Origin of the sequence: Streptomyces sp. NBC_00370 (assembly GCF_036084755.1) — a bacterium.
Taxonomy (GTDB): Bacteria; Actinomycetota; Actinomycetes; order Streptomycetales; family Streptomycetaceae; genus Streptomyces.
Map to the genome: position 1 here is coordinate 6433704 of NZ_CP107968.1, position 25832 is coordinate 6459535.

21 protein-coding genes and 1 tRNA gene are annotated in these 25832 nt (G+C 68.8%); 14 read left to right on the forward strand and 8 right to left on the reverse strand.

What is annotated here, in order from left to right:
• Positions 1-13 precede the first annotated feature (13 nt).
• From kdpB to OHS57_RS28790, 7 genes are all read left to right on the forward strand, one after another.
• On the forward strand, positions 14-2125 hold the full coding sequence (gene kdpB / locus OHS57_RS28760; protein WP_443043103.1) for a potassium-transporting ATPase subunit KdpB: 2112 nt from the start codon (positions 14-16) through the stop codon (positions 2123-2125).
• An 11-nt stretch (positions 2126-2136) separates the two neighbouring features.
• Positions 2137-2799, forward strand: coding sequence for a potassium-transporting ATPase subunit C (locus OHS57_RS28765; protein WP_328585191.1), 663 nt, complete (start codon positions 2137-2139; stop codon positions 2797-2799).
• Positions 2800-2863: 64 nt separating this feature from the next.
• The gene (locus OHS57_RS28770; protein ID WP_443042986.1) at positions 2864-3598 is read left to right on the forward strand and encodes an ABC transporter ATP-binding protein; all 735 of its coding nucleotides are present in this window, start codon (positions 2864-2866) and stop codon (positions 3596-3598) included.
• Positions 3599-3789: 191 nt separating this feature from the next.
• A complete protein-coding gene (locus tag OHS57_RS28775; RefSeq protein WP_041983312.1) occupies positions 3790-6333 on the forward strand; it encodes a sensor histidine kinase in 2544 nt (847 codons plus the stop codon).
• Positions 6334-6359: 26 nt separating this feature from the next.
• Entirely contained in the window at positions 6360-7049 is a 690-nt protein-coding gene (locus tag OHS57_RS28780) for a response regulator (protein ID WP_328583751.1), read from the forward strand.
• A gap of 70 nt (positions 7050-7119) precedes the next feature.
• Positions 7120-7470, forward strand: coding sequence for an OB-fold nucleic acid binding domain-containing protein (locus OHS57_RS28785; protein WP_041983307.1), 351 nt, complete (start codon positions 7120-7122; stop codon positions 7468-7470).
• Positions 7471-7473: 3 nt separating this feature from the next.
• Positions 7474-8310, forward strand: coding sequence for a DUF3159 domain-containing protein (locus OHS57_RS28790; RefSeq protein WP_328583752.1), 837 nt, complete (start codon positions 7474-7476; stop codon positions 8308-8310).
• A gap of 84 nt (positions 8311-8394) precedes the next feature.
• Here OHS57_RS28790 and OHS57_RS28795 read toward each other — a convergent pair whose 3' ends face one another.
• Positions 8395-9066, reverse strand: a complete 672-nt coding sequence (locus OHS57_RS28795; RefSeq protein ID WP_041983303.1) for a potassium channel family protein — start codon at positions 9064-9066, stop codon at positions 8395-8397.
• Positions 9066-9734 carry a potassium channel family protein gene (locus tag OHS57_RS28800; protein ID WP_041983301.1) on the reverse strand — a complete coding sequence of 223 codons (669 nt, stop codon included), beginning with the start codon at positions 9732-9734 and terminating at the stop codon, positions 9066-9068. Before OHS57_RS28800 ends, OHS57_RS28795 begins: the two co-directional genes overlap by 1 nt.
• Positions 9735-9969: 235 nt before the next feature.
• Between OHS57_RS28800 and OHS57_RS28805 the strand changes: the two genes are divergently transcribed.
• Both OHS57_RS28805 and OHS57_RS28810 read left to right on the forward strand, forming a co-directional pair.
• The gene (locus OHS57_RS28805; protein ID WP_041983298.1) at positions 9970-12015 is read left to right on the forward strand and encodes an APC family permease; all 2046 of its coding nucleotides are present in this window, start codon (positions 9970-9972) and stop codon (positions 12013-12015) included.
• Between the two features lie 143 nt (positions 12016-12158).
• Entirely contained in the window at positions 12159-13499 is a 1341-nt protein-coding gene (locus tag OHS57_RS28810; RefSeq protein ID WP_328583753.1) for a class I SAM-dependent RNA methyltransferase, read from the forward strand.
• 14 nt (positions 13500-13513) lie between these two features.
• Here the strand turns inward: OHS57_RS28810 and OHS57_RS28815 are convergent, their stop codons facing one another.
• From OHS57_RS28815 to OHS57_RS28825, 3 genes are all read right to left on the reverse strand, one after another.
• Entirely contained in the window at positions 13514-15697 is a 2184-nt protein-coding gene (locus OHS57_RS28815) for an aminoglycoside phosphotransferase family protein (protein ID WP_328583754.1), read from the reverse strand.
• A gap of 226 nt (positions 15698-15923) precedes the next feature.
• Positions 15924-16616 carry an HAD family hydrolase gene (locus OHS57_RS28820; RefSeq protein ID WP_328583755.1) on the reverse strand — a complete coding sequence of 231 codons (693 nt, stop codon included), beginning with the start codon at positions 16614-16616 and terminating at the stop codon, positions 15924-15926.
• Positions 16617-16833: 217 nt separating this feature from the next.
• The gene (locus OHS57_RS28825) at positions 16834-17718 is read right to left on the reverse strand and encodes a winged helix-turn-helix domain-containing protein (protein WP_328583756.1); all 885 of its coding nucleotides are present in this window, start codon (positions 17716-17718) and stop codon (positions 16834-16836) included.
• A gap of 253 nt (positions 17719-17971) precedes the next feature.
• Here OHS57_RS28825 and OHS57_RS28830 point away from each other — a divergent pair, with 253 nt between their 5' ends.
• Entirely contained in the window at positions 17972-18142 is a 171-nt protein-coding gene (locus OHS57_RS28830; protein ID WP_198533180.1) for a hypothetical protein, read from the forward strand.
• A gap of 174 nt (positions 18143-18316) precedes the next feature.
• On the opposite strand, the gene OHS57_RS28835 is transcribed toward OHS57_RS28830, so the two are convergent.
• Positions 18317-18901, reverse strand: coding sequence for a MarR family winged helix-turn-helix transcriptional regulator (locus OHS57_RS28835; RefSeq protein WP_328583757.1), 585 nt, complete (start codon positions 18899-18901; stop codon positions 18317-18319).
• Between the two features lie 95 nt (positions 18902-18996).
• Between OHS57_RS28835 and OHS57_RS28840 the strand changes: the two genes are divergently transcribed.
• Both OHS57_RS28840 and OHS57_RS28845 read left to right on the forward strand, forming a co-directional pair.
• Complete coding sequence (locus OHS57_RS28840; protein WP_328583758.1) at positions 18997-19968, forward strand: aldo/keto reductase; 972 nt, start codon at positions 18997-18999, stop codon at positions 19966-19968.
• Positions 19969-20061: 93 nt separating this feature from the next.
• On the forward strand, positions 20062-21168 hold the full coding sequence (locus tag OHS57_RS28845) for a Gfo/Idh/MocA family protein (RefSeq protein ID WP_328583759.1): 1107 nt from the start codon (positions 20062-20064) through the stop codon (positions 21166-21168).
• Between the two features lie 67 nt (positions 21169-21235).
• Here OHS57_RS28845 and OHS57_RS28850 read toward each other — a convergent pair whose 3' ends face one another.
• Positions 21236-22114 (reverse strand): ketopantoate reductase family protein, encoded by an 879-nt coding sequence (locus OHS57_RS28850; RefSeq protein ID WP_328583760.1) that lies wholly within the window; start codon positions 22112-22114, stop codon positions 21236-21238.
• A gap of 71 nt (positions 22115-22185) precedes the next feature.
• On the opposite strand from OHS57_RS28850, the gene OHS57_RS28855 reads away from it, so the two are divergent.
• Both OHS57_RS28855 and OHS57_RS28860 read left to right on the forward strand, forming a co-directional pair.
• Positions 22186-22815 (forward strand): TetR/AcrR family transcriptional regulator, encoded by a 630-nt coding sequence (locus tag OHS57_RS28855; protein ID WP_328583761.1) that lies wholly within the window; start codon positions 22186-22188, stop codon positions 22813-22815.
• A gap of 432 nt (positions 22816-23247) precedes the next feature.
• The gene (locus OHS57_RS28860) at positions 23248-25527 is read left to right on the forward strand and encodes a LamG domain-containing protein (protein WP_328583762.1); all 2280 of its coding nucleotides are present in this window, start codon (positions 23248-23250) and stop codon (positions 25525-25527) included.
• Between the two features lie 78 nt (positions 25528-25605).
• Here OHS57_RS28860 and OHS57_RS28865 read toward each other — a convergent pair.
• Positions 25606-25680 (reverse strand) — tRNA-Trp (locus tag OHS57_RS28865).
• Positions 25681-25832 lie beyond the last annotated feature (152 nt).

Consider the following 25832-nt stretch of genomic DNA (forward strand, 5'->3'; position numbering starts at 1 on the left):
GCAAGAGGACTCGATGTCCACGTCCACTCCGACCCGTGCGCCGCACAGCGACCTACCAGCGGGCCACAACAGCCAGGGCAACCGCGTCGGCGGCGGCATGTTCGACCCCAAACAGCTGCTGACGTCGTTCCCGCAGGCCGTGCTCAAGCTCGACCCGCGCGTCATGTGGAAATCGCCCGTCATGTTCGTGGTCCTCGTCGGATCCGTCCTGACGACCGTGTTCGCCTTCAAGGACCCGGGCAACTGGTTCGGCTGGACCATCGCCGGCTGGCTGTGGCTCACCACGATCTTCGCCAACCTGGCGGAGGCGGTGGCCGAAGGACGCGGCAAGGCGCAGGCGGACACGCTGCGCAAGGCCAAGACCGACACCGTCGCCCGGCGGCTGAACGGCACGGCCGAGGAGCGGGTGCCCGGCACCGAACTGCGCATCGGCGACCTGGTCGTCTGCGAGGCGGGCGACACCATCCCCGGCGACGGTGACGTGGTCGAAGGCGTCGCGTCCGTCGACGAGTCGGCCATCACCGGTGAGTCCGCCCCCGTCATCCGCGAGTCGGGCGGTGACCGCTCGGCCGTCACCGGCGGTACGAAGGTCCTCTCCGACCGGGTCGTCGTGAAGATCACGACCAAGCCCGGCGAGACCTTCATCGACCGGATGATCAAGCTGGTCGAAGGCGCCGCACGGCAGAAGACACCCAACGAGATCGCGCTGAACATCCTGCTCGCCTCGCTGACCATCGTCTTCCTGCTCGCCGTCGTCACCCTCCAGCCGTTCGCCATCTACGCGGGATCGCGGCAGACGACGATCGTGCTGGTCGCCCTGCTGGTCTGTCTGATCCCGACCACCATCGGCGCGCTGCTCTCCGCGATCGGCATCGCCGGCATGGACCGGCTCGTCCAGCGCAACGTGCTGGCGATGTCGGGACGGGCCGTCGAGGCGGCGGGCGACGTGTCGACGCTGCTGCTCGACAAGACCGGCACCATCACCCTCGGCAACCGCCAGGCGTCCGAGTTCGTGCCCGTCCACGGGGTGCGCGAGGACGAACTCGCCGACGCCGCCCAGCTCTCCTCGCTGGCCGACGAGACCCCCGAAGGCCGGTCCGTCGTCGTCCTCGCCAAGGAGCGGTACGGCCTGCGCGAGCGCACCCGGGGCGAGCTGACCGGGGCCGACTGGATCGCCTTCACCGCCCAGACCCGGATGTCGGGCGTCGACCTCGAAGAGGAAGGCGTACGGCGCAAGGTCCGCAAGGGCGCGAGCGGTTCGGTCGTGGCCTGGGTCCAGGAGCGCGGCGGCCAGGTGCCCGACGAGGTGCGGATGCTGACCGAGACCATCTCCCAGGCCGGCGGCACCCCGCTGCTGGTCGCCGTCGAGGACGGCACGGGAGCCAGGGTCCTCGGTGTCGTCCACCTCAAGGACGTCGTCAAGGAAGGCATGCGGGAGCGGTTCGACGAGCTGCGCAGGATGGGCATCAAGACGGTCATGATCACGGGTGACAACCCGCTGACCGCCAAGGCCATCGCGGACGAGGCGGGCGTGGACGACTTCCTCGCCGAGGCCACGCCCGAGGACAAGATGGCGCTCATCAGGCGTGAGCAGAGCGGCGGCAAGCTCGTCGCGATGACGGGTGACGGGACGAACGACGCGCCCGCGCTCGCCCAGGCCGACGTCGGCGTGGCCATGAACACCGGTACCTCGGCAGCCAAGGAGGCCGGGAACATGGTGGACCTGGACTCCAACCCGACCAAGCTGATCGAGATCGTCGAGATCGGCAAGCAGCTGCTCATCACCCGCGGTGCGCTGACCACGTTCTCCATCGCCAACGACGTCGCGAAGTACTTCGCGATCCTCCCGGCGATGTTCACGGTCGCCTACCCGGGCCTCGACAAGCTCAACGTCATGGACCTGTCGTCGCCCGAGTCCGCGATCCTGTCGGCGGTCATCTTCAACGCGCTGGTCATCGTCGCGCTCGTACCGCTCGCCCTGCGCGGTGTGCGCTACCGGCCGACGACCGCCGACAAGATGCTGCGCAGGAACCTCGCGATCTACGGCCTCGGCGGCCTGATCTCGCCGTTCATCGGCATCAAGATCATCGACCTGATCATCTCTCTCATCCCCGGCATCGGGTGAACGGCATGAGCATGAACAATTCGGCAGGCAGCGTGCTCCGGCTCGGCTGGGCCGGGCTACGCGCCCTCATCGTCCTGAGCGTCCTGTGCGGCGTGATTTACCCGCTTGCGGTAATGGGGATCGGCCAGGCCGCCTTCCACAACAAGGCGAACGGCTCCGAGATCAAGGAGAACGGCAAGGTCGTCGGGTCGTCCCTCATCGGGCAGCGCTACGACCTGCCGCTGAAGAAGGGCCAGGAGACCCCGGCCCCCGACCTCAAGTGGTTCCAGCCGCGCCCGTCCAACGGTCTCGGCGAGAACAGCGTCAACACGCGGTACACGCTGATCCTCTCCGGCGCCACCAACCTGGCGGGCGACAGCAAGGACCTGATCAAGCAGGTCACCGACGCCAAGGCCGCCGTGATCAAGGACAACTCGACCCCGGGCTACACGGTCAAGCCGTCCGCGGTGCCGGCCGACGCCGTCACCTCGTCCGGATCGGGACTCGACCCGTCCATCTCCCCGCAGTACGCGCAGCTCCAGGCGCACCGCGTGGCGGAGAAGAACCACCTCACCCTCGCGCAGGTGGAGAAGCTGATCGACAAGAACACCGTCGGACGCACCCTCGGTTTCATCGGGGAGCCCCAGGTGAACGTCCTGAAGCTGAACATCGCACTGAGGGAGCTGGCGGGCTGACGCACGGCAGATGGTGATCGACGGCCATTGCTCTCACTCATGGGCTCCGCACATACTGGCGCCCATGAGTGAGAGCATCGGCGTCCGTGGCGCGGCGGCCACCCTGGCGGAAGAGGCCGGCGGCCCCATGGTGCGGGTCGAGGACGTGCACCGCTCGTACGGGGCGGGCGCCTCCGCCGTACACGCCCTGCGCGGTGTCTCCTTCGACATCCCGCGCGGCGAACTCGTCGCCCTGAAGGGCCGGTCGGGCTCCGGCAAGACGACCCTGCTCAATCTGGTCGGCGGCCTCGACACCCCGGGCCGGGGACGGATCACCGTCGACGGCACCGAGCTGTCCACGCTCGGCGAGGACGGGCTGCTCGCGCTGCGCAGGGACCGGATCGGTTTCATCTTCCAGTCCTTCGGACTCATCCCGATCCTGACCGCCGCCGAGAACGTCGGAGTGCCGATGCGGCTGCGCAGGACGAACGCCCGCGAGCGCGACGAGCGGGTGGCGCTGCTGCTCGCCCTGGTCGGTCTCGCCGACCACACCGCCCAGCGGCCAGGCGAGCTGTCGGGCGGCCAGCAGCAGCGGGTGGCCATCGCCCGCGCCCTCGCCAACCGGCCCGCCCTGCTGATCGCCGACGAGCCCACCGGGCAGCTCGACGCGGAGACCGGGCTCGACGTGATGGAGCTGCTGCGCGCCGTCGTACGCAGCGAGGGCGTCACCGCGCTCGTCGCCACCCACGACACACAGCTCCTCGGCCTCGCCGACCGGGTGCTGGAACTCAGCGACGGCCACATCGTCGAACACGCCTAGGTCGGACACTCCCTGGCGCCGGTCGTCCGGATCGGGCACAACCGTCGGTCACGGTGGATTCCGGCGCATCAGGGTCGCGTCAAGACCCACTCCGGAGCAGACCGCATGCCCCAAATGTCCCTATCGGTGGCTGTAGCTTCGAGAGAGCCGCCCGCCCGACGCGGACGGCTCTTCCGGAAGACAATGGGGCCATGGGACGCGGCAAGCTTCGGATCTACCTGGGCGCGGCGCCGGGCGTCGGCAAGACCTACGCGATGCTCTCCGAGGCGCATCGCCGGGTGGAGCGCGGCACCGACTGCGTCGTCGCCTTCGTCGAGCACCACGACCGGCCGCGCACCGAGGTCATGCTGCGCGGCCTCGAAGAGGTGAGCCGCCGCGAGATCGAGTACCGCGGCACCGTATTCACCGAGATGGACGTCGACGCCGTACTGGAACGCCGGCCGGCCGTCGCCCTCGTGGACGAGCTGGCGCACACCAACGTCCCGGGCTCCCGCAACCACAAGCGCTGGCAGGACATCGAGGAGCTCCTCCAGGCCGGCATCAACGTGGTCTCCAACCTGAACATCCAGCACCTGGAGTCCCTCGGCGACGTCGTCGAGTCCATCACCGGGGTGCGGCAGCGCGAGACCGTCCCCGACGAGGTCGTCCGCAGGGCCGACCAGATAGAGCTTGTCGACATGTCGCCCCAGGCGCTGCGCCGCCGGATGGCGCACGGCAACATCTACAAGCCGGAGAAGCTGGACGCGGCGCTGTCCAACTACTTCAGACCCGGCAACCTGACCGCCCTGCGCGAGCTGGCCCTGCTGTGGGTGGCCGACCGCGTGGACGAATACCTCCAGCAGTACCGCGGTGAGCACAACATCCGCTCCACCTGGCAGGCCCGCGAGCGGATCGTCGTCGGCCTCACCGGCGGCCCCGAGGGCCGTACGCTGATCCGCCGCGCCGCCCGGATGGCGGCCAAGGGCTCCGGCAGCGAGATCCTCGCCGTCTACATCGCCCGCAGCGACGGGCTCACCTCGGCCTCGCCCAAGGAACTGGCGCTCCAGCGCACCCTCGTCGAAGACCTCGGCGGCACCTTCCACCACGTCATAGGCGAGGACGTGCCCTCGGCGCTCCTCGAATTCGCCCGCGGCGTGAACGGCACCCAGATCGTCCTCGGATCGAGCCGCCGCAAGACCTGGCAGTACATCTTCGGACCCGGCGTCGGCGCGACGGTCGCCCGCGATTCGGGCACCGACCTCGACGTCCACATCGTCACCCACAGCGAGGTCGCCAAGGGGCGCGGACTGCCGGTGGCGCGCGGCGCGCGGTTCGGCCGCTCCCGGATCATCTGGGGCTGGCTCGCCGGGGTCGTGGCGCCCGTCCTGCTCTCGCTGCTGCTCTCCTCGCTGGCCGACCCCCTCGGGCTCGCCAACGACGTCCTGCTGTTCCTCTTCCTGACCGTGCTGTCCGCGCTGTTCGGCGGACTGAAACCGGCGCTCGCCTCGGCCGCCGTCAGCTCACTGCTGCTGAACTTCTACTACACGCCACCGACCCACACCCTGGACATCGCCGAGCCGAAGAACATCGTCGCGCTCGTGGTCTTCTTCGCCGTCGCCGTGGCCGTCGCCTCCGTAGTGGACCTGGCGGCCCGCAGAACCCACCAGGCGGCCCGGCTGCGCGCCGAGTCGGAGATCCTGTCCTTCCTCGCCGGGAGCGTGCTGCGCGGCGAGACGACCCTCGACGCCCTCCTCGAACGCGTACGCGAGACCTTCGCCATGGACTCGGTGGCCCTGCTGGAGCGCTCCAGCGACGTCGACCCCTGGACCTGCGCGGGCAGTGTCGGCCCCAAGCCCGCGACCCGCCCCGACGACGCCGACGTGGACATGCCCGTGGGCGACCACATGGCGCTGGCCCTGTCCGGCCGGATGCTGCCCGCCGAGGACCGCAGGGTGCTCGCCGCCTTCGCCGCGCAGGCCGCCGTCGTCCTCGACAGGCAGCGCCTCGTCGGCGAGGCCGAGCAGGCGCGCGAGCTGGCCGAGGGCAACCGCATCCGCACCGCGCTGCTCGCCGCCGTCAGCCACGACCTGCGCACCCCGCTCGCCGGGATCAAGGCCGCCGTCTCCTCGCTGCGCTCCGACGACGTCGAGTGGTCCGAGGAGGACAGCGCCGAACTGCTCGCCGGCATCGAGAACGGCGCCGACCGGCTCGACCACCTGGTGGGCAACCTGCTCGACATGTCCCGGCTGCAGACCGGCACCGTCACCCCGCTGATCCGCGAGATCGACCTCGACGAGGTGGTTCCGATGGCGCTCGGCGGCGTGCCGGAGGACAGCGTGGAGCTGGACATCCCCGAGTCGCTGCCCATGGTGGCCGTCGATCCGGGACTGCTGGAGCGCGCCGTCGCCAATATCGTCGAGAACGCCGTCAAGTACAGCCCCGACGCGCAGCCGGTCACCGTGGCGGCCAGCGCGCTCGGCGCCCGGGTCGAGGTACGGGTCACCGACAGCGGCCCCGGCGTGCCCGACGAGGCCAAGGACCGGATATTCGAACCGTTCCAGCGCCACGGCGACGCACCGCGCGGCGCCGGCGTCGGCCTCGGACTCGCGGTCGCCCGCGGCTTCGTCGAGGCGATGGGCGGCACCCTCGCCGCCGAGGACACCCCCGGCGGCGGTATGACCATGGTCCTCACACTCAGAGCGGCGACCGGCCTGCTGCCGGCCCGCCCCGAACTCTCCTCCCGGGTCATCTCGTGACCGGGACGGCGGAAAGGCAGACCCCCATGACCCGGGTGCTCGTGGTCGACGACGAGCCGCAGATCGTACGTGCCCTCGTGATCAACCTGAAGGCGCGCAAGTACGAGGTGGACGCGGCATCCGACGGCGCCTCGGCGCTGGAACTCGCCGCCGCCCGCCATCCCGACGTCGTGGTGCTCGACCTCGGCCTGCCCGACATGGACGGCGTCGAGGTCATCAGGGGACTGCGCGGCTGGACCCGGGTGCCGATCCTGGTGCTCTCCGCCCGGCACACCTCGGACGAGAAGGTCGAGGCGCTGGACGCGGGCGCCGACGACTACGTCACCAAGCCCTTCGGCATGGACGAGCTGCTGGCCCGGCTGCGCGCGGCCGTCCGGCGCACCGAGCCGGTCGGCGGGGACGGCGACGACGGGGTCGCCGTCGTCGAGACGGAGGGCTTCACCGTCGACCTGGCGGCCAAGAAGGTGCACAGGGACGGCCGCGACGTACGGCTCACGCCGACCGAATGGCACCTGCTGGAGGTGCTCGTCCGCAACACCGGCCGGCTCGTCAGCCAGAAACAGCTCCTCCAGGAGGTCTGGGGCCCCTCCTACGGCACGGAGACCAACTATCTGCGGGTCTACATGGCACAGCTGCGCCGCAAGCTGGAGGCGGACCCCTCGCACCCCCGGCACTTCGTCACCGAGCCGGGTATGGGTTACCGCTTCGAGCACTGATTCGACAGCGCTCCGATCCCGGTACCCTTGGCGCATGAGTGCTGACAAGCCGAGCGGCCGATTCCGCCGGATGCTCGACCGGCTGTCCAGCTCCCAGGAGGATCTGGAGTCCGAGGAGCTGCGGGAAGACGCACACGCGTCCGGGTGCACCCGGATCTCCGAGTGCAACGACCGCCAGATCGTCCGGGTGACTGGTACGTTGCGGACGGTCACCTTGCGTCCGCGGGCCGGTGTGCCGGCTCTGGAGGCGGAGCTGTTCGACGGCACCGCACCGCTGGACGTGGTGTGGCTGGGCCGGCGCTCCATCGTGGGGATCGAGCCGGGCCGCAAGCTGATCGCCTCCGGCCGGATCTCCGTGAGCCACGGCCGCCGGGTGCTGTTCAATCCCAAATACGAGCTCCGACCGCTCGGACAGGAGTAGCCGGTGACGTCAGTCGACAAGTCAGCCGCCTCGACCGCTTCTCACACCTCGCCCGCCACGGGGGACCCCCAGGGCCCCGAGGATCCCAGGACCACGGAGGAGCAGGACGCGCGGGCCGTCACCGAGGCCGCCCTTTTCGAGGCGTTCGGCGGACTGCGCGGGATGGTGGAGACGGTCCTGCCGGGACTGCTCTTCGTCACGATCTTCACCATCAACAAGAACCTGTACGCCTCGGCGATCGCCGCGCTGGCCATCTCGGTGGTGCTCGTCGCCGTCCGGCTGATCCGCCGCGACACCGTCAAGCACGCCTTCAGCGGTGTCTTCGGGGTGGCCTTCGGTGTCGTCTTCGCGATGATGACCGGCAACGCCAAGGACTTCTACCTGCCGGGGATGATCTACACGCTCGGCCTCGCCGTCGCGTACATCGTGACGACGGTCGCCGGGGTGCCGCTGATCGGTCTGATCCTCGGGCCCGTCTTCAAGGAGAACCTCTCCTGGCGCACCCGCAACCCCGGCCGCAAGAAGGCCTACGCCAAGTCCAGCTGGGCGTGGGGACTGATCCTGCTCGCCAAGTGCGCGATCCTCTTCCCGCTCTACTGGTGGGCCGACACCACGTCGCTCGGCTGGATCCTGATCTCGCTCAAGATCCCGCCCTTCCTGCTCGCGGTCTATCTGACCTGGGTCTTCCTGGCGAAGGCGCCGCCGCCCATCGACGTGTTCGCCGAGATGGAGGCCGAGGAGCAGGCCGAGAAGGAGCGCAAGGCAGCGGCTTCGGCGGCCTCGGCCGAGGGGCCCGCGGCCGACCGGCCGGCGCCACGCAGCCACCGCCGCGAGGCGTGACGCGGTCGGCGTAGACATGGGTGGGGCCCCGCACCGGCCGGTGCGGGGCCCCACCCATGTCCACGCATGTCTACGGCGCCGGGGTCACTCGCCCTCGCGCCGTACCGACAGCAGGTCCTCCAGCTGTTCCTCGCGCGCCTGCGCCGCCACGAACAGCAGCTCGTCGCCCGCCTCCAGCGTCTCGTCCGGGGTCGGCGTCAGCACGCGCGTACCGCGGATGATCGTGACCAGGGACGTGTCCTCGGGCCAGGTCACATCCCCGACCTGGGTACCGGTCACCGCGGACTCCGGCGGCAGCGTCAGCTCGACGAGGTTGGCGTCGCCGTGGCTGAAGCGCAGCAGCCGTACGAGATCGCCGACGCTCACCGCCTCCTCCACCAGCGCTGACATCAGCCGCGGCGTGGAGACCGCCACGTCGACACCCCAGGACTCGTTGAACAGCCACTCGTTCTTGGGGTTGTTGACCCGGGCCACCACGCGCGGCACGCCGTACTCGGTCTTGGCGAGCAGCGAGACGACCAGATTGACCTTGTCGTCACCGGTCGCCGCGATCACCACGTTGCACCGCTGCAGCGCCGCCTCGTCGAGCGAGGTGATCTCACAGGCGTCGGCCAGCAGCCACTCGGCCATCGGCACCCGCTCCACCGAGATGGCGGTCGGCGCCTTGTCGACCAGCAGGACCTCGTGCCCGTTCTCCAGCAGTTCGCCCGCGATGGAACGACCCACCGCGCCTGCCCCCGCAATCGCGACGCGCATCAGTGCGCCCCTCCTTCAGGACCCTGGGCGAATGCCGCCTCGACCTTCACGATGTCGTCGGTACGCATCATCACGTGGACGAGATCCCCCTCCTGCAACACCGTCTGGGACGTCGGCAGCATCGCCTCGCCCAGCCGCGTCAGGAACGCCACGCGCACGCCGGTCTCCTCCTGGAGGGTGCTGACCTTGTGGCCGATCCAGTCGTCCGGGGTGTGCACCTCGGCGAGCTGGACCCCGCCGCTCGGGTCGCGCCACAGCGGCTCGGCGCCCGAAGGCAGCAGCCGGCGCAGCATCTGGTCGGCGGTCCAGCGGACCGTGGCGACCGTGGGGATGCCCAGCCGCTGGTAGACCTCGGCCCTGCGCGGGTCGTAGATCCGGGCCGCGACATTCTCTATGCCGAACATCTCCCTGGCGACCCGGGCGGCAATGATGTTCGAGTTGTCACCGCTGCTCACAGCGGCGAAGGCGCCCGCCTCCTCGATCCCCGCCTCGCGGAGCGTGTCCTGGTCGAACCCGACCCCGCTGACGCGTCTGCCGCCGAAGCCGGAGCCGAGCCTGCGGAACGCCGTGGGGTCCTGGTCGATGACCGCGACCGTATGTCCCTGCTGCTCCAGGGTCTGCGCGAGTGCGGAGCCCACCCGGCCGCAGCCCATGATGACGACGTGCACGCCCCTACCCCGCCGTCCTGGTTGCCACGCTGACCTGCGAAAACACCTGTTCACTCTTTCTTGTCGACCTGCCGGGCACCATTGGGGCAACCGTACGCGGCATTCCCCGAGCCACGAGCTTATGCGGGAACGTGCACGTTGCCTTCATCACGATCGTCCCAAGAACCCGTGCCCAGGCCGGGTAATAGGGGTACTGGCCGCACGGTGACCTGTTCGAACGCATACGATCCTCCCCGTGTCCAAACTGACCGACGTGCCCAAGCGGATCCTGATCGGACGGGCGCTGCGCAGCGACAAGCTCGGTGAGACGCTGCTGCCCAAGCGCATCGCGCTGCCCGTCTTCGCCTCCGACCCGCTGTCCTCGGTGGCCTACGCACCCGGGGAAGTGCTCCTGGTGCTGTCGGTCGCCGGCGTCTCGGCGTACCACTTCAGCCCGTGGATCGCGCTGGCCGTCGTCGTCCTGATGTTCACCGTCGTCGCCTCGTACCGGCAGAACGTGCACGCGTACCCCAGCGGCGGCGGCGACTACGAGGTGGCCACCACCAACCTCGGCCCCAAGGCCGGCCTGACGGTCGCCAGCGCCCTGCTGGTCGACTACGTGCTGACCGTGGCCGTGTCGATCGCCTCGGGCGTCGAGAACCTCGGCTCCGCCATCCCCTTCGTCGTCGAGCACAAGGTCATCTGTGCCGTCGTCGTCATCGTGCTGCTGACGCTGATGAACCTGCGCGGGGTCAGGGAGTCCGGCAAACTCTTCGCCATCCCGACCTATGTCTTCGTCGGCGGCGTCTTCATCATGATCATCTGGGGCGCCATCCGCGGCCTGGTGCTGAACGACACGATGAACGCGCCCACCGCCTCCTTCCACATCAAGGCGGAGCACAGCGGCCTGGCCGGCTTCGCCATGGTCTTCCTGCTGCTGCGCGCCTTCTCCTCCGGCTGCGCCGCGCTCACCGGCGTCGAGGCGATCAGCAACGGCGTACCGGCCTTCCGCAAGCCCAAGAGCAAGAACGCGGCGACGACCCTCGCCCTGATGGGCGGCCTCGCCGTCACCATGTTCTGCGGCATCATCGTGCTGGCCATGACCACGCACGTACGGATGGCCTCGGAGCCGGCCACCGACCTGCTGAAGAACGGCGTCCCCGTCGGCAGCGGCTTCGTCCAGGACCCGGTCATCTCCCAGGTCGCCGCGGCCGTCTTCGGCCAGGGCACCTTCCTCTTCGTGGTCCTCGCAGCGGCCACCGCGCTCGTACTGTTCCTGGCGGCGAACACCGCGTACAACGGCTTCCCGCTGCTCGGCTCGATCCTCGCGCAGGACCGCTACCTGCCGCGCCAGCTGCACACCCGGGGCGACCGGCTCGCCTTCTCCAACGGCATCGTGCTGCTGGCGGGCGCCGCCGCGCTGCTCGTCATCATCTACGGGGCCGACTCCACCCGGCTGATCCAGCTCTACATCGTCGGGGTCTTCGTCTCCTTCACCCTCAGCCAGACCGGCATGGTCCGGCACTGGAACCGCCACCTGCGCACCGAGCGTGACCAGGCCAAGCGCCGCCACATGGTCCGCTCCCGCGCGATCAACGCCTTCGGCGCCTTCTTCACCGGGCTCGTGCTCGTCGTCGTCCTGGCGACCAAGTTCACGCACGGCGCCTGGGTGGCGCTGCTGGGCATGGTGATCTTCTTCGGGACGATGACGGCGATCCGCAAGCACTACGACCGGGTGGCCGACGAGATCGCGGCGGCCGAGGGCCCGTCCGACGACACGATAAAGCCGTCCCGCGTGCACTCGATCGTGCTCGTGTCCAAGCTGCACAAGCCGACCCTGCGGGCGCTCGGCTACGCGAAGCTGATGCGCTCCGACACCCTGGAGGCGCTCAGCATCAGCGTCGACCCGGCGGAGACGAAGGCGCTGCGGGCGGAGTGGGAACGGCGCGGCATCAACGTGCCGCTGAAGATCCTCGACTCGCCGTACCGGGAGATCACCCGGCCGGTCATAGAGTACGTACGCGGCCTGCGCACCGAGAATCCGCGTGACGTGATCAGCATCTACATCCCCGAGTACGTGGTCGGCCGCTGGTACGAACACCTGCTGCACAACCAGAGCGCGCTGCGCCTCAAGGGCAGGCTGCTGTTCACGCCGGGGGTCATGGTCACCTCCGTGCCGTACCAGCTGGAGTCGTCGGAGCTGGCGAAGCAGCGGGCGAAGCGGCGGGGCATGTACAACGCGCCGGGGGCGGTCAGGCGGGGTCCGGTGGACGCGCGCCCGAAGGACACGTCAAAAAAGTGACTGGCGATCGGCCGGACGGCAGCCAAGTAGACTGACGGGCTGCGGTCCGGCCGATTCGCTTTGACCCGTCCTTCCGTTGGTCCGTTGGTCCGTCCTTCCGCCTCGATCCACCGTTCCCCCCTGATCCCTGGAGCCACCCCTTCATGTCAACGCAACCCCAGCCTTCAGAGCAGGCTTCGCTGGTCGGGGAGGAGTACGAGGTCGAGGTCGGCCCCGTCGCACACGGCGGCCACTGCATCGCCCGTACCTCGGAGGGCCAGGTGCTGTTCGTCCGGCACGCGCTGCCCGGCGAGCGGATCGTCGCCCGGGTCACGGAGGGCGAGGAGAACTCCCGCTATCTGCGCGCCGACGCGGTGAAGATCGTCGAGGCGTCCAAGGAGCGCGTCGAGGCGCCCTGCCCGTACGCGGGCCCCGGCCGCTGCGGCGGCTGCGACTGGCAGCACGCCAAGCCCGGCACCCAGCGCCGCCTCAAGGGCGACGTGATCACCGAGCAGCTGAAGCGCCTCGCGGGCCTCACCCCGGAGGAAGCCGGCTGGGACGGTACGGTCATGCCGGCGCCCGGCGACAAGCTCCCGGCGGGCGAGGTGCCGGCCTGGCGCTCCCGCGTGCAGTACGCGGTGGACGAGGACGGCCGGGTGGGGCTGCGCAAGCACCGCTCGCACGACGTCGAGGTCATCGACCAGTGCCTGATCGCCACCGAAGGCGTCAGCGAACTGGGCGTCGAGCACCGCGAATGGCCGCAGATCGCCTCGGTCGAGGCCATCGCCGCCTCGGGCTCGGGCGACCGTCAGGTCATCGTCGCCCCCCGCGCCGGCGGCCGGCTGCCGCTGGTCGAACTCGACAAGCCGGTCTCCGTACTGCGCGTCGAGGAGCACGACGGGGGAGTGCACCGCGTCCACGGCCGCGCCTTCGTCCGCGAACGCGCCGACGGCCGCACGTACCGCGTCGGCATGGGCGGCTTCTGGCAGGTCCACCCGCAGGCACCGCAGATCCTGGTGGAAGCGGTCATGCAGGGCCTGATGCCCCGTAAGGGCGACAGCGCCCTGGACCTCTACTGCGGCGTCGGCCTCTTCGCGGGCGCGATCGCCGAACGTGTGGGCGAGACAGGCGCGGTGCTCGGCATCGAGTCGGGCAAACGCGCGGCGGAGGACGCGGTCCACAACCTCCAGGACCTGACCCGGGTCCGCATCGAACACGGCAAGGTCGACGCCGTCCTGCCGCGCACCCGCATCACGGAAACAGACCTGATCGTCCTGGACCCCCCACGCGCGGGAGCAGGCAAGCAGGTGGTCAAACACCTCACCACCCTGGGCGCCCGCAGAATCGCCTACGTGGCCTGCGACCCGGCAGCCCTGGCCCGCGACTTGGCCTACTTCCGCGAGGGAGGCTACAAGCCGCGCACACTACGAGCGTTCGACCTGTTCCCGATGACCCACCACGTGGAGTGCGTAGCCATCCTCGAACCGATCGCAAAGGGCGCCTGACGAGTCAACACGCCTCAGTGGCCGACCAGTTCACTGCCTGGCAGCGCGATCTCCAGATAGGGGTTGGCGATGCGACCGGTGCGCAGTCCGAGGAACTCCGCCGCACGGGACAGGGTGAGCGAGTACGAGCTGAGTGCCCTGTCCACGTTCGGGGCGTCCAGTACGTCCGCGGTGACCAGGCGGTCCAAGTCGATGTAGGCGGAGCGGACGATCTCGATGCACCGGTAGTAGCGCCACTCTTCCTCCCAGCCCTTGGTGAAGCCACTGTCCAGTTGACTGCTCCAGCGGTGGAGCATCCGGTCGCGCATGCCCGGGCTGTGCGGCGTCAGATGAAGATGCCGCACCAGATCGTAGAGCGGGTCTCCGACCATGGCCATTTCCCAGTCGATGATGGTGAGTTCGCCGGACTCACCGTCCCTGACGAGGTTCCAGGGGTTGAGGTCACCGTGCAGCAGCACCGAGTTCCGCGGTGTGACGAACCGGCCTCCCAGCAGATCTCGCAACCGTGTCGCGTCGGGCAGGCCCAGGGCGACGGCGAGTTGCCGTGACTCCTCGGGCAGCGCGGCCACCATCTTGACGAGTTGCGCGCTCAACCACTGGTAGAAGTCCCCGTACGACGGGCTGGAATGAAGGCGCTCCGTCGGCACTCGCGTCAGTGCGCACAGCTGGTCCACCAGGTCGTCCGCCTCGCGGGGGCTCAGTCCGTCCACCGGGTGCTCGGGCGGACGGATCCTGTCGGCCGTACCGACGTAGGAATGAACGGCGAAGGCATCGTTGGGCTTGCTGGTTCCGAAGGCGAGCAATTGGGGTGCGCGCACGTCGCCCTTGACCGCCGCGAGGGCAAGCAGCACGTCGTGCTCTTCCAGGAAGCGCGGCTCCCTGCGGGTCCTGTCGTTCAGTCGTCGCCGCACGATCACGGGTCTCCCGTGCCGGCCGACGCGGACGGCCGTGTTGAGATGCCCGGTCCCCTTGAAGACGTGTTCGGCGGGGGCGGCGCCCTCCCTGCTCAGCGCTTCGACCACCGCGTCATACGGCAGGCCGACTCGCGCCCCGTCGCTCTCCCCCCAACCGGTGCCGCACCACTCCACAGTCACGGCAGAGGCGGCGGCCCTGGACGCCCGGCCGGGGAGCGCCGCGTGCCAGCGGTAGAGAGCGCTGCGGATCTCTTTCGCGTCCGGAACGCCTCTGAGCCGCAGAGGTCGGGCTGCCAGTTCGAGTGCGCGCCGGACCGACTCGGTCGCTGTTTCGAGGCCCGTCGGTTCGGCTTCCAGGCCCAGGGAATGAGCCGCGCGCATCACGTCCGGGTAGACGGACTGTGCGTGTTCGAAATCGATGTAGTGCTGTACATCGGTATCCAGTCCGTGCACCGCCTCTGGCCGCACGCTCCGCATCGCGCGCGCCCATGCCTCTTTGACGTCGTCCCACTGGGCGGCGGGGTAGTGCATCCGGACGAGGTGGGTGGCGAGGTCGTGCAGCGGGTCCCCGTAGGAGGCGAGTTCCCAGTCGACGCAGATCAGCGGCGCGTCCGACTCGGAGTAGGAGAAGATGACGTTGTCGCGGTGGAGATCGGTGTGCAGCAGGCTGAACGGTCTGTCCACCATCGACGGGACCCGCCCGGCGAACTCCTTCATGGCGTCTTCAGGGACGCCGAGCGCCGCGAACAACCCCCCGAAAGCGCGCCAGTTCGGCAGCCGCACCTGTGCTTCGGTGAGGGTGGTGAGTGTCCGCAGAAAGCTGCCGCTGCTGCCTTCACAGGGCCACGACGGGGGTAGTTCAGGGAGACGCTCCCTGTGGACTGCGGTCATCTCGGCGAGCAGACCGGCCAATGCATGCAACAACCGCTCATCCAGCGGCATTTCATCAGGGCAGACGGTCGAGAGCGGTACTCCCTGGACATAGCTGTGCACGGCCGAGCCGTCGCCTTTGGCGAGGCACTGCGGGACGTACCTCAGCAGCCCTTTGATGGATTGCAGGATCTGGGTCTCGTCCTGCCAGGTGCGCAGGACGACAGGAAGCGGACCGGCGTGCCGACGGCGCAGGGTGACGGGGACACCCGGTTCCAGACCGAGCAAGGCGGCCATGTCTTCGGCCGGGGACACCACGAAGTTGTCGTGGTGGTGTCCGCGCTGTTGGACGCCCTGGCGCAACGCATAGCTGGCGAAGCTGTCGTACGCGCCCAACGATGCCTTATCGGACAATGGGACTCCGGCCGCATGGGGAATTGCACCCAGCGTCGTTCCCACAGTATCGATCGCCAGAGTGATCGGTGCATATCTAACCACCAAACCCCACGCGTTTACTCAGCTCCCACGTTAACAACGCCGTCACGGATGCCCGTGGTTACCCCGTACGGATGACGGCGCAGCACGATGACGATGTGTCATCGTGCGTCTTCCGATGCTGCCTGTCATGCCTCGGCACCTCCTATTCACCCCGAACGGCTTCGAGCACCTGATCCAACGAACTGACGATGCGCTCTGCCCCCGCACTCTTCAGCTGAACCCGCTTGGTCTCGTTCTTCGCGTAGCCGATGAAGGCAATGCCTGCCTTGTGGGCCGCCTCGCAATCCGCTCCGGTGTCGCCGATCATCAGGGACTCCGCAGCCGCGGTGCCGGTCGATTCCAGAGCTCGGATCAGACAGTCAGGGTCCGGCTTGAGGCGGAGCAGATCCTTCGTACGGCCGTGGACATGCGGGGTGAAGTAGTCGAGGAGCCCCTTCGTGCTCAGGTAACTCTCCACGACAGAAGCTGAGTTGTTCGTCGTAACGGCGAGCTTGTAGCTCTTCGCCCACAAGGCGCGTATCAGCTCGTCGGCGTGCGTCGTCGGTATCGCCCCGTGTGCGGCGCGCAGTTCGTGCGCGGTGAGCCTCTCCTCCAGTGTCTCGACCAGACCACTGTTCGGGTAGAGCCGGCCGGCGAGCCTCACCACCGCGTGCGGGTCCTTCCAGTTGACACCTTCCGTGAGCAGCAGTTCCTCGGCGTCCAGCGTGCGGAGACGGCTGACGAGGTCGTCCGCCACCTGCTCCGCCGGGTGGCCGGCGAACAGGTGGCAGACCGGTCCGTCGAAGTCGAACATCACGCACGTCACTGGTTCGAGGAGTTCCAGGAGAAGAGACACATCGTTCCGTCCGTCGAGTGCGGGTCGGCAACTGCGCGGGAAAGGCCTGGCAACGGTGTTGTTCCCCTGAACCTTGCGCCACTGCCTTACCCGCGAGGGCGGAGTGCGGCCTCCGTTCGGCACCGGCATCGTCAGAACCACATAAGAACGCTACAACGGGAGCGTTCCGGAGTGGCCCGGATACCCGCCGTCGGGTGCCCGTTGCCTGTCAAGAGGCTCAGTCGAGCGCCAGGTCGGTTGCGATGGTCTGCCAGAGCGCGTTGAACCACGCCTGGGACTGGGTCACGAACGCTCTGTCCCGTTCGAGTTCGTCGGCGCGGAACGCGAACAGCGGCGATTCGCCGCCGATGGCGTCGAACATCTCGACGGCCGTCGCGTTGATCTGCTCCTCACGCTTCTGCACCCGGTAGTAGGCGAACAGTGCCTCGGAGCCGTTGAGGAGGTAGAGCTTGACCGGCGGCGTGAAGGGCATCGCCCTGAATTGGATGTCGATGTCGATGTCGTGCGCGGCGCCCAGGCCGAGCAGATGGTCCCTCAGGACCGAACCGTGGGAGTTGCGCTGCCTGAGCCAGCGCCGGTGCACCGGGTCGCGGTCGTTCGGGTTGTCCACCATTCGGGGAAAGGCCAGGTCGATGTCCCGGTTGGGCAGCAGCACGCGGACCGTGACGGTCGACGGCGCGGCGGCGCGTTCGTGGATCAGCCTGCGCTGCTCACCGAGCGCGGCACTCAGCGATTCGGCCGTCAGGCACAGGGCGTCGATGCGGACATCTGTGGCCGCGAACGCGTCGTTGATGCGGGGGCCCAGGGCGACCAGCGTCTCCTGAGGCATTCCGGCCACGGCTTCACGGCGTATACCGCGGCCGGCGATGCGGGGCGGCGCTCCTCGGGTGACCTCGGTGAGCAGTCCGTCCCTCTGGAGCAGTTTGACCGCCTGGCGGATCACGCCTCGCTGCACACCGAACTCCTCGGCCAGCGCAGCCTGGGTCGGCAGAGCCGCGCCGACTGCGATGACTCCGTCGTCTATGCGTCGGCGCAGGACCTCCGCCACGTCGTCCGACGTGGGCCTTCCCGTGCCGTCCGGTGCGCTGCGATCAAAGGTCACAGGATCACGCTACAACTTGTCGCCATCTGGCGGGAGTTATCCGGAGAGTTGGTTATGAGTGGCAACCAAGAGGGAATAACTCCCATAGTTGGTCGCCAAGTCGCCTCCAACTAGCCGAACGAGGTGAACGACCCGCTCCGACCGTGGCCCGCCCAGTGTCGTACGGGCTGCTCGATCCAGGCGCGTCCAGTCGCGCTCCCCCTCCTGCGCGTGGTGCATCTCCGAGTTGTCCGCTGTCGAAGGAGCGACGCACATGCCTGTGATCGCCATCGCATTAGAACAGTTCATCCAGTGGAAGTACGGCACGGTGGGAGCCGTCGCGCTCCTGCTGCTCAGTGTCGGGTTCAAGATCAAGAACTCTACCTGCGCAGGAATCGGCGCCATCATCCTGGCCCTGCTGGTCATGCAGCCGGGCCTCGGCTGACCGGGCCCGGTAGGCCGGTCGTCCCGGCCGGCCTCCGCCAAGGGGTGGGTCCAGCGGATCGAGGATGCGAGGTTGCACGGCTTCTGGGCCGGGCTGATGCGGCAGCTCCGTGACCGGCGGCCGCAGCCGGTCGGGGTCGTATGAGCAGCCGTCAGAACGTGGACGCTGCGCTGCTCATGGGCTCGGGGTTGGTCCGTCGGGTTTGCCGCGCTTGATGGCGGCTTCGACCGCGGTGCCGATGCGGCGCAGTGTCGACAGCTCGTGGGGTTCGAGCTCGTCCATCAGGTACTCGCGGACCGCGGCGACATGTCCGGGCGCCGCGGCGACGACCTCCTCGTAACCCGCCTCGGTCAGCGTCGTGTTGGTGCGTCTGCCGGGGCCGGGAACCCGGGCTCGTGTGAGCAGTCCGCGCTTCTCCAGCCGGCCGACGACGTGCGACAACCGTGACAGCGACGCTGACGTGCGAGCTGCCAGGTCGCTCATCTGGAGGGTGTGGGCCGGCTCCTCGGACAGTACCGAGAGCACCATGTACTCGAAGAAGGTCAGTTGGGACTCGCGCTGCATCCGCGCGTCCAGGGCCGCGGGCAAGCTGATCATGATCGCGGAGTTGGCCAGCCATGCCGCCAGCTCGTCACGGTTCAGCCATCGCGGCGCTGCGGCAGATCCGTCGGTATCCGCCGCACCAGGCCCTTCTGCGGCCGGTTCCTCCTGGGCCTGACTGGGGCGCTGTCCCCTGCCTCCCGCTGGTGTCTCTGCCATGCCACGACTCTAACAGCAGTTGTTGACGCTTCAAGTCCGGAGGTGTAGTTATTGACGCATCAAGTTCACTTCGCGTCGCAGGAAAGGACTACCGGATGCAGGTCACATCGCTGGGTGGGCTGGAGGTCTCGCGCATCGGACTCGGAGCCATGGGCATGTCGGCGTTCTACACGGGCGCCGGACGTGCGGACGCCGAGTCGATCCGTACGATCCACCGCGCTCTGGACCTCGGTGTCACGCACCTGGATACCGCGGAGGTGTACGGGCCCTACGTGAACGAGGAACTGGTGGGGCGCGCGATCAAGGGGCGCCGGGACGAGGTCGTACTCGCCACCAAGTTCGGCCTCGTCTCCCACACCGGCCGACCTGGTCTCGACGGCACGCCCGCCAGCGTCAGAGCCGCCGTGGACGGCTCGCTGCGGCGGCTCGGCACCGATCACATCGACCTCTACTACCAGCACCGGATCGACCCCAGCACCCCGGTCGAGGAGACCATGGGAGCGTTGAGCGCTCTGGTGGCGGCGGGCAAGGTGCGCCACGTCGGGCTGTCGGAGGCATCCGCGGCGACGATCCGCCGGGCCCACGCCGTTCACCCGGTGTCCGCCGTCCAGACCGAGTACTCGCTGTGGACCCGCGACCCTGAAACGGAAGTGCTGCCCACACTGCGGGAGCTCGGGATCGGACTCGTCCCCTACTCGCCGCTCGGACACGGCTTTCTCACCGGTGACATCCGCTCCCTCGACGGCCTGGACGCCACCGACTGGCGGCGCACCAATCCCCGTTTCACCGGCGACAACCTCACATGCAACCTGCGCATCATCGACGAGGTCAGCGAGATCGCCGTCGATGTCGACGCGACGCCCGCCCAGGTCGCTCTGGCGTGGCTGCTCGCACAGGGAGAAGGCATCGCGCCCATCCCCGGAACGAAACGTGTCGACCGGCTGGAGGAGAACAGCGCGGCCGACGGCGTCCGGCTCACCGCCGGCCACCTCGCCCGTCTGAACGACCTGGCCCCGGCGTCCGGTGCTCGTCACGCGGAGCCCGACATGGCCGTGATCGATCGCTGACCCACCGGTTGAGCCCCTCGGGCTCGGACCGGATGACGGCGGTGGACAACCCTCGCGGCACGGATCGGCCGTGCCGCGTTCGAAGACGAATGAATGGAGCTGGACAACGTGCGGAGCAACGTGATCCGTGTCGGCATCATCGGAGCTGATACGAAGGCGAGTTGGGCGGGGGCATCCCACATTCCCGCACTCGCGGCGCAGCCGGAGTTCTCCTTGGAGGCCGTGGCCACCCGGCACGAAGAGAGCGCTCGTCGCGCGGCCGAGACCTTCGGGGCCAGGCGGTGGTTCGCGGATCCCTACGCGCTCATCGGCGACCCGTCGATCGACCTCGTCACCGTCGCGGTGAAGATCCCGGCCCACCGTGAGCTGGTCCTCGCCGCCCTGGCGGCGAACAAGGCGGTGTACGCGGAGTCCCCGCTGGGCGCGACCGTGGCGGAGGCGGAGGAGATGGCCGAAGCGGCCGGTTCGCTGCACACCGCGATCGGTCTGCAGGGCCGGCTCAACCCGTCGGTCCGCCGGGCGGCGGAGATCATCGCGCAGGGCCGGCTCGGGCGACTGCTCTCGGCGCGGGTCACCGCGACGACATTCGGCAACGGCCCGGAGTCGGTGAGCGCGTACGAGTACTTCGACAAGGCGGCGGCGGGTGCCGGGTTCCTGACGGTCGCGGCGGGACACGTCCTGGATGTGGTCGAAACGGTTCTGGGTGACATCACCGAAATCGACGCGCGTACGGAACTCCTCTGGCCGGAGGTCACGTTGGCCGACACCGGCGTGACGACCGTCCGGGAGGTCCCGGATCATCTCGACGCCATCCTCAAGACCTCGTCGGGCGCCCCGGTGGGCGTGCAGATCCTGGCCGGCGTGCCCGTACCGGATGCCCAATTCCGGATGGAGGTCCGTGGATCGGACGGCTGGCTGAAGTTGACGGGCAGTCACCCTGCGGGCGTTCAGGTCGGCGACCTCGTGTTGTCGTCAAGCGTGGACTTCACCCCGCCGGACAGCCCCGTCGCCACAGGTACGGGCCCAACTGCCGCCGAGATATGGGCAGGTGCGTCCATCAACGTGGGCGAGGTGTACGCCGGCCTTGCCCGCGACATCGCGAGCGGGACCCACCACACTCCAGGGTTCCGGCACGCGGCCCACAACAGTCGCTTGATCGCCCGGGTCGGCCGGGCCGCGCAGACCGGCATCCGTCAGTAACGCGGCGGTAGAGCTGCGTGGTTGGGATGCGCTGATTGGCCTGGTCGCCTTGCCTGTGCGGGGTGACCTAGCGCCCGCCGGCCGTCGCGTAAGCCCGCATCTGTTCGGCCAGCCGGTCGAGTTCGGCCACCGTCGAGGGCGAGGCGTCGCTGAGTCCGCTGTGTACGGCCGTCGGGCTGCGCAGGAAGCGGCGCAGCAGGGGTACGAGCAGGCCTTCCGGCAGAGTCCGCAGCGCGGCGAACGCGCGAGGGACCGGCGGCGTCGGCAGGGCGGTCAGGTTCTGCCGTACGACATGGAGCATGGCGCGGACCGCGTTCGGGTCGTCGGCGAGCGCCACCGGGCCGCCCGCCGTGTGCACGGCCTGCCCGAGCGGCACCTCGAAGGCGGCGTGCGTCTTGAGCCAAGCGTCCATGCGGGGCTGAGCCTTGGCGTTGATTCCGGCCGTGCGGAACGCCCGTACGATCCGTTCCAGTCGAGGGGTCGTCCGGCCGTCGGGTTCGCCGATCGGCGTCGCGACCCGGCGGGTCGTGAAGTTGGCCGCGCGGTAGCGGACGACGTCGCCGTCCATCGTGCCGCCGTCCGTGGGGAAGCCGAGCAACACCCGCTCGTGGCCGATCGCCGCGCCCAACGGCTCTGGACCTGCCGCCCAGTTGAGCAGAAACAGTACGGGGGCTTCGAGGCCGGCGAGTGACTCCAGCACCGCGTCCACCTGGTGGGTGCGGACGAAGACGGCGATCAGGTCGTACTCGCCGGCGGGATGGTCGACCACCGGTACCGGTACCCGTCTGACGGTCGGGCTGTCTCCTTCGGCGAGCTGTACGCCGTGTCGGCGCAGGGCGGCCAGGCGCTCGCCCCGGGCGAGGAGTGAGACGTCGAGCCCGGCCTCATGCAGGCGGGAGGCGAACAAGGTGCCGGTGACCCCGGCGCCGTACACGAGCAGTTTCATGGCAGCTCTCTTTCGCGCGCTCGGTTGAGTCAAACGTTCGTTTCAATCAAACGACTGTATAGTACGCCTGCATGGCGACACCCGACACCCGCACCAAGATCCTCGACGCGGCCGAGCACCTCTTCGCCGAGCGCGGTTTCCGCGGCACCTCGGTCCGCGCGATCACCGACCTCGCCGGGGCGAACCTGGCCGCCGTCGCGTACCACTTCGGCTCGAAGGCGGAGCTCCTGGCCGTGGTCGTCCGCCGGGTGGTCGAGCCCATCAACGCCGCGCAGAGCGCCGGACTCGACCGGCTGCTCGCCAGCGGGCAGGAGCCGTCGGTCGCCGAACTGGTGGAGGCGTTCGCCGGCCCGCTGTTCGACGAGATGCCCGGCGGCGACGAGGGCGGCGCCCGGACGTCACGGCTGATCGTGACGATCCTGGGTGACCCGGCCGAGGAGATGCGCAGCTGGACGGGCCCGGCCGAGGACGCGGTCCGCGACCGCTACCTGGCGGCCTTCGCGCGCGCACTGCCCGAACTGGCCCCGGAGGAGCTGTGGTTCCGGATGCGAGGGATCCTCGCCGTGACGGCCGTGGACCGCGTCGACGTATACAACCGGCACCCCCCGGTCGGCGTGTCCCCGCCGCCGGGCGACGCGGCCCGGCGCTGGGCGATCACGTTCCTGGCGGCGGCGATGAGCGCGCCACGGACGGGGAGTTGACGGCCGTGGGGTGCTGACGACTGCGCGGCGCTGGGGCCTGGTGCCCCGACGGCCCGTACCGACAACTCGTGCAGCGTCGTGCGCTCTTCGGGGGTGAGCGCGTGCAGGATCTCGTGCCCTCATCGTTTTCGATTTACTTCGATTCAATTCGCCGTAATTTCATTGTTCATCCAGTGCTCGACGATAGTGGATCTGTAAAAGCGCACACTCTCGGCGATTCGCTCGCAAATCATCGATATGTGATCCACGTCACTGTTGATTTCCTGTGAGGTTCCTTGGTTGGATCTACGCAATATTCGTGAAGCTTTTGTGTCCTTGGGGTGGGGCCTGTGAATTCACATGGTGGACGGGTTTTCTATGGATAGCGCGCGAGTGCGGCGAGTCGTTGCGAGGTTTTTGGCAGGGGCGTTGTTCGCCGGTGGAATTGTCGTCGTGAATTCCTCGGCTGTGCACGCACAGACCTCCGCTGTAACGGACGCGACGCACACGCTCAGGCAGGCGACGGCACCGGGTGTCCCGACCGATGTCGGTGTCATTCCGGAGGTGGCCGGGGGCGGCTCGGCCGGATCCTGCCAGCCGGCCGGCGCTCCGCTGGCGGTCACGGTGGACCGGCCTACCGTACGGGCAAGGGCGGAGGCGGAGGTCTCGCCGGGCACGAACGGCAGCAGTGGCCAGCTGAGGGTCAACTACCGCGTCGCGCGCAAGCTCGACACCGGTGCCTGGGAGGATATTTGGGCGGCCGACAGCCCTGACAGCGGTTATGTGCCGGACGGCACGCTGCTGGACAAGCAGACGACCCAACTCACGGACGGCACCCAGTACCGCTACCGTGCCCGCACGCAGTCGCATTGGTCTTCCAACGGCGACAGCGGCGAGCTGTACTCCGTCTTCTCGCCGTGGTGTTACTTCACCGTCGACACCTCCGCGCCCAAGGCTCCGACGATCCAGCCCGAGGACCCGGTCAACGGTTCGCCCTACGTGGAGTGTGTGCCTGGCCGGTGCACGCCCAAGGGCGGTCCCGGTGTCGCCGGCAGCTTCGTCCTCACACCGAACAGTGCCGACACGGACATCACCAAGTACGAGTGGACGCTGAACGGCCCCAGCGGTCAGGTAGGCACGGCGCACACCGTAACGGCGAGGGCCGATCACACGGCCGAGATCAGCGACGTCGTCCCGGCCGCGGGCGGAGTGCACACCTTGAAGGTGTGGGCCGTCGACGTCAGGACCCGGCTCGGTACGCCGCAGACTTTCGACTTCCAGGTGAGCCCGCCGCAAGGCCCCGTCGGCCGCTGGCACTTCGACGACGCCGCGCCCGGCTCGGGGGAGACCATCGCCAAGGACAGCTCCGGCGAGTATCCGCAGCACGACCCGGCGCATGACTTGACGCTGCGCGGCGGCTCCGACTTCTCCCCGCTGGCCCGAAGGGGCGAGGAGGACAACTCGCTGGGGCTGGACAGCGGCGATCCCGCGCAGCAGCAGGCGTACGCCGACGCGTCGGTGCCGGTGGTGAACACCGCCGACTCGTTCACCGTCTCGGCCTGGGTGAACCTCACGGACGCCTCGTCCAGCCGGATGATCGTCACGGCACCTGGCGAGCAGGCTCAGGCGTTCGCCCTGTACTACTCGTCGTCGTCCAAGTCGTACGCGTTCCACTACACGGCCACGGACTCGGCCACCCCCGTCATCGTCAGGTCGAACGCGTCCACGGTCGAACCGCCGTTGGGGGTCTGGACGCATCTTGCCGGTGTCTTCACCGCTGCCACCGACACGAACGGCAACCGGACGCCGCAGGGCGACACCATCCAGTTGTTCGTCAACGGCCGCCCCCAGGGCAACCCGGTCAACCTGCGCGCCGCAGCAGCCAGTTACATCCCTTGGGAGGCGAACAAGGGCTTGCAGGTCGGCCGTTCGATCGTCCGGGGCGCGCCGGGGCAGTACTTCCGCGGTCTCATCGACGAGGTCGCGGTCTGGCAGAGCGCGCTGCCTGCGGACAAGGTCGTCGCGGAGGCACGGGCAGCGGAAGACAGTCAGCCGGCCGTCGAACTGGTCGCCGACTGGAACGCGGAGGGCTCGTCAGGGACGGCGATCGGTGAGTATTCGTCCTATCCGAGAGATGGCATGGCACTGTCCGGCGGGGCAAGTCTGGATGCGGAATCCGGCACTTTGGTACTGGACGGCAGTTCGGGTTATGCGTCGGTGGCCGGACCTGCGGTCGACGAGACGGGATCTTTCACGGTCTCTGCCCGGGCTCAGATCAATGCGGACGTACTCAATACAAAGCCCGACGGCTATGTGGCGCAGATCGCGGGCCAGCAGGGAAGCGGGGGCGCCTCGTGGGCCCTTACGGTGCAGAAGGCGGGGCCAGACATCTATCTGTGGAAATTCCTGCGCACCACGTCCTCCGGAACCACCGTGACAACGGCTGATGTGACGGACAGGTCCGAGGCGGCCGACACGAGCTCCCCGGTAACGCTGACGGGTGTGTACGACGCGCAGGAGGAGGGCGGCCGTATGCACCTGTACGTGGGCAGCACCCTGGTGGAAGACGGCCCCGACAACGCCGTCAGCGAGCCCCAGCAAGGCACCGGCGTTCTAACCATGGGCGGTACTGCCGACAGCGACCGTTTCGCGGGGCAGCTCGGCCGTCTGCGGATCTGGGCCGGAGCGATGACTGCCGACCAGGTCCGTTCGCACGTCATCGCCGGCGACTGATCCGGTCCCGGTGGGTGAAGCGGATCTCCCTCTTCGTCCACCGGCTCGGCCCCGTCCAGCCCCGCAGGGGCGGAAAGGCAGAACCGGCCGGAATCGAACCGGCGTCCTCGCGGTTTTGGAGACCGCGCGCGACGACCGCTGCGCTACGGCTCTGCCCCGACCGTCATCCTTCCTCATCTCGCCCCCGGTCTGTTGTCCGCGTACGTTTCGCCGTCCCTCGGCGGGCGGGTCCAGGAGCGGTTGGTGGTGGGGGCGGTGAAAAATGTTCGGGAGTCGTGTCGATCCGCGGCTGCGCCGTTCGACCT

Excerpts from the sequence above, each read along its gene's own strand:
- kdpB (WP_443043103.1), top strand. The coding sequence starts at position 14 with ATGTCCACGTCCACTCCGACCCGTGCGCCGCACAGCGACCTACCAGCG.
- OHS57_RS28765 (WP_328585191.1), top strand. The coding sequence starts at position 2,137 with ATGAACAATTCGGCAGGCAGCGTGCTCCGGCTCGGCTGGGCCGGGCTA.
- OHS57_RS28770 (WP_443042986.1), top strand. The coding sequence starts at position 2,864 with ATGAGTGAGAGCATCGGCGTCCGTGGCGCGGCGGCCACCCTGGCGGAA.
- OHS57_RS28775 (WP_041983312.1), top strand. The coding sequence starts at position 3,790 with ATGGGACGCGGCAAGCTTCGGATCTACCTGGGCGCGGCGCCGGGCGTC.
- OHS57_RS28780 (WP_328583751.1), top strand. The coding sequence starts at position 6,360 with ATGACCCGGGTGCTCGTGGTCGACGACGAGCCGCAGATCGTACGTGCC.
- OHS57_RS28785 (WP_041983307.1), top strand. The coding sequence starts at position 7,120 with ATGCTCGACCGGCTGTCCAGCTCCCAGGAGGATCTGGAGTCCGAGGAG.
- OHS57_RS28795 (WP_041983303.1), bottom strand. The coding sequence starts at position 9,066 with ATGCGCGTCGCGATTGCGGGGGCAGGCGCGGTGGGTCGTTCCATCGCG.
- OHS57_RS28810 (WP_328583753.1), top strand. The coding sequence starts at position 12,159 with ATGTCAACGCAACCCCAGCCTTCAGAGCAGGCTTCGCTGGTCGGGGAG.
- OHS57_RS28830 (WP_198533180.1), top strand. The coding sequence starts at position 17,972 with ATGCCTGTGATCGCCATCGCATTAGAACAGTTCATCCAGTGGAAGTAC.
- OHS57_RS28835 (WP_328583757.1), bottom strand. The coding sequence starts at position 18,901 with ATGGCAGAGACACCAGCGGGAGGCAGGGGACAGCGCCCCAGTCAGGCC.
- OHS57_RS28840 (WP_328583758.1), top strand. The coding sequence starts at position 18,997 with ATGCAGGTCACATCGCTGGGTGGGCTGGAGGTCTCGCGCATCGGACTC.
- OHS57_RS28845 (WP_328583759.1), top strand. The coding sequence starts at position 20,062 with ATGGAGCTGGACAACGTGCGGAGCAACGTGATCCGTGTCGGCATCATC.
- OHS57_RS28850 (WP_328583760.1), bottom strand. The coding sequence starts at position 22,114 with ATGAAACTGCTCGTGTACGGCGCCGGGGTCACCGGCACCTTGTTCGCC.
- OHS57_RS28855 (WP_328583761.1), top strand. The coding sequence starts at position 22,186 with ATGGCGACACCCGACACCCGCACCAAGATCCTCGACGCGGCCGAGCAC.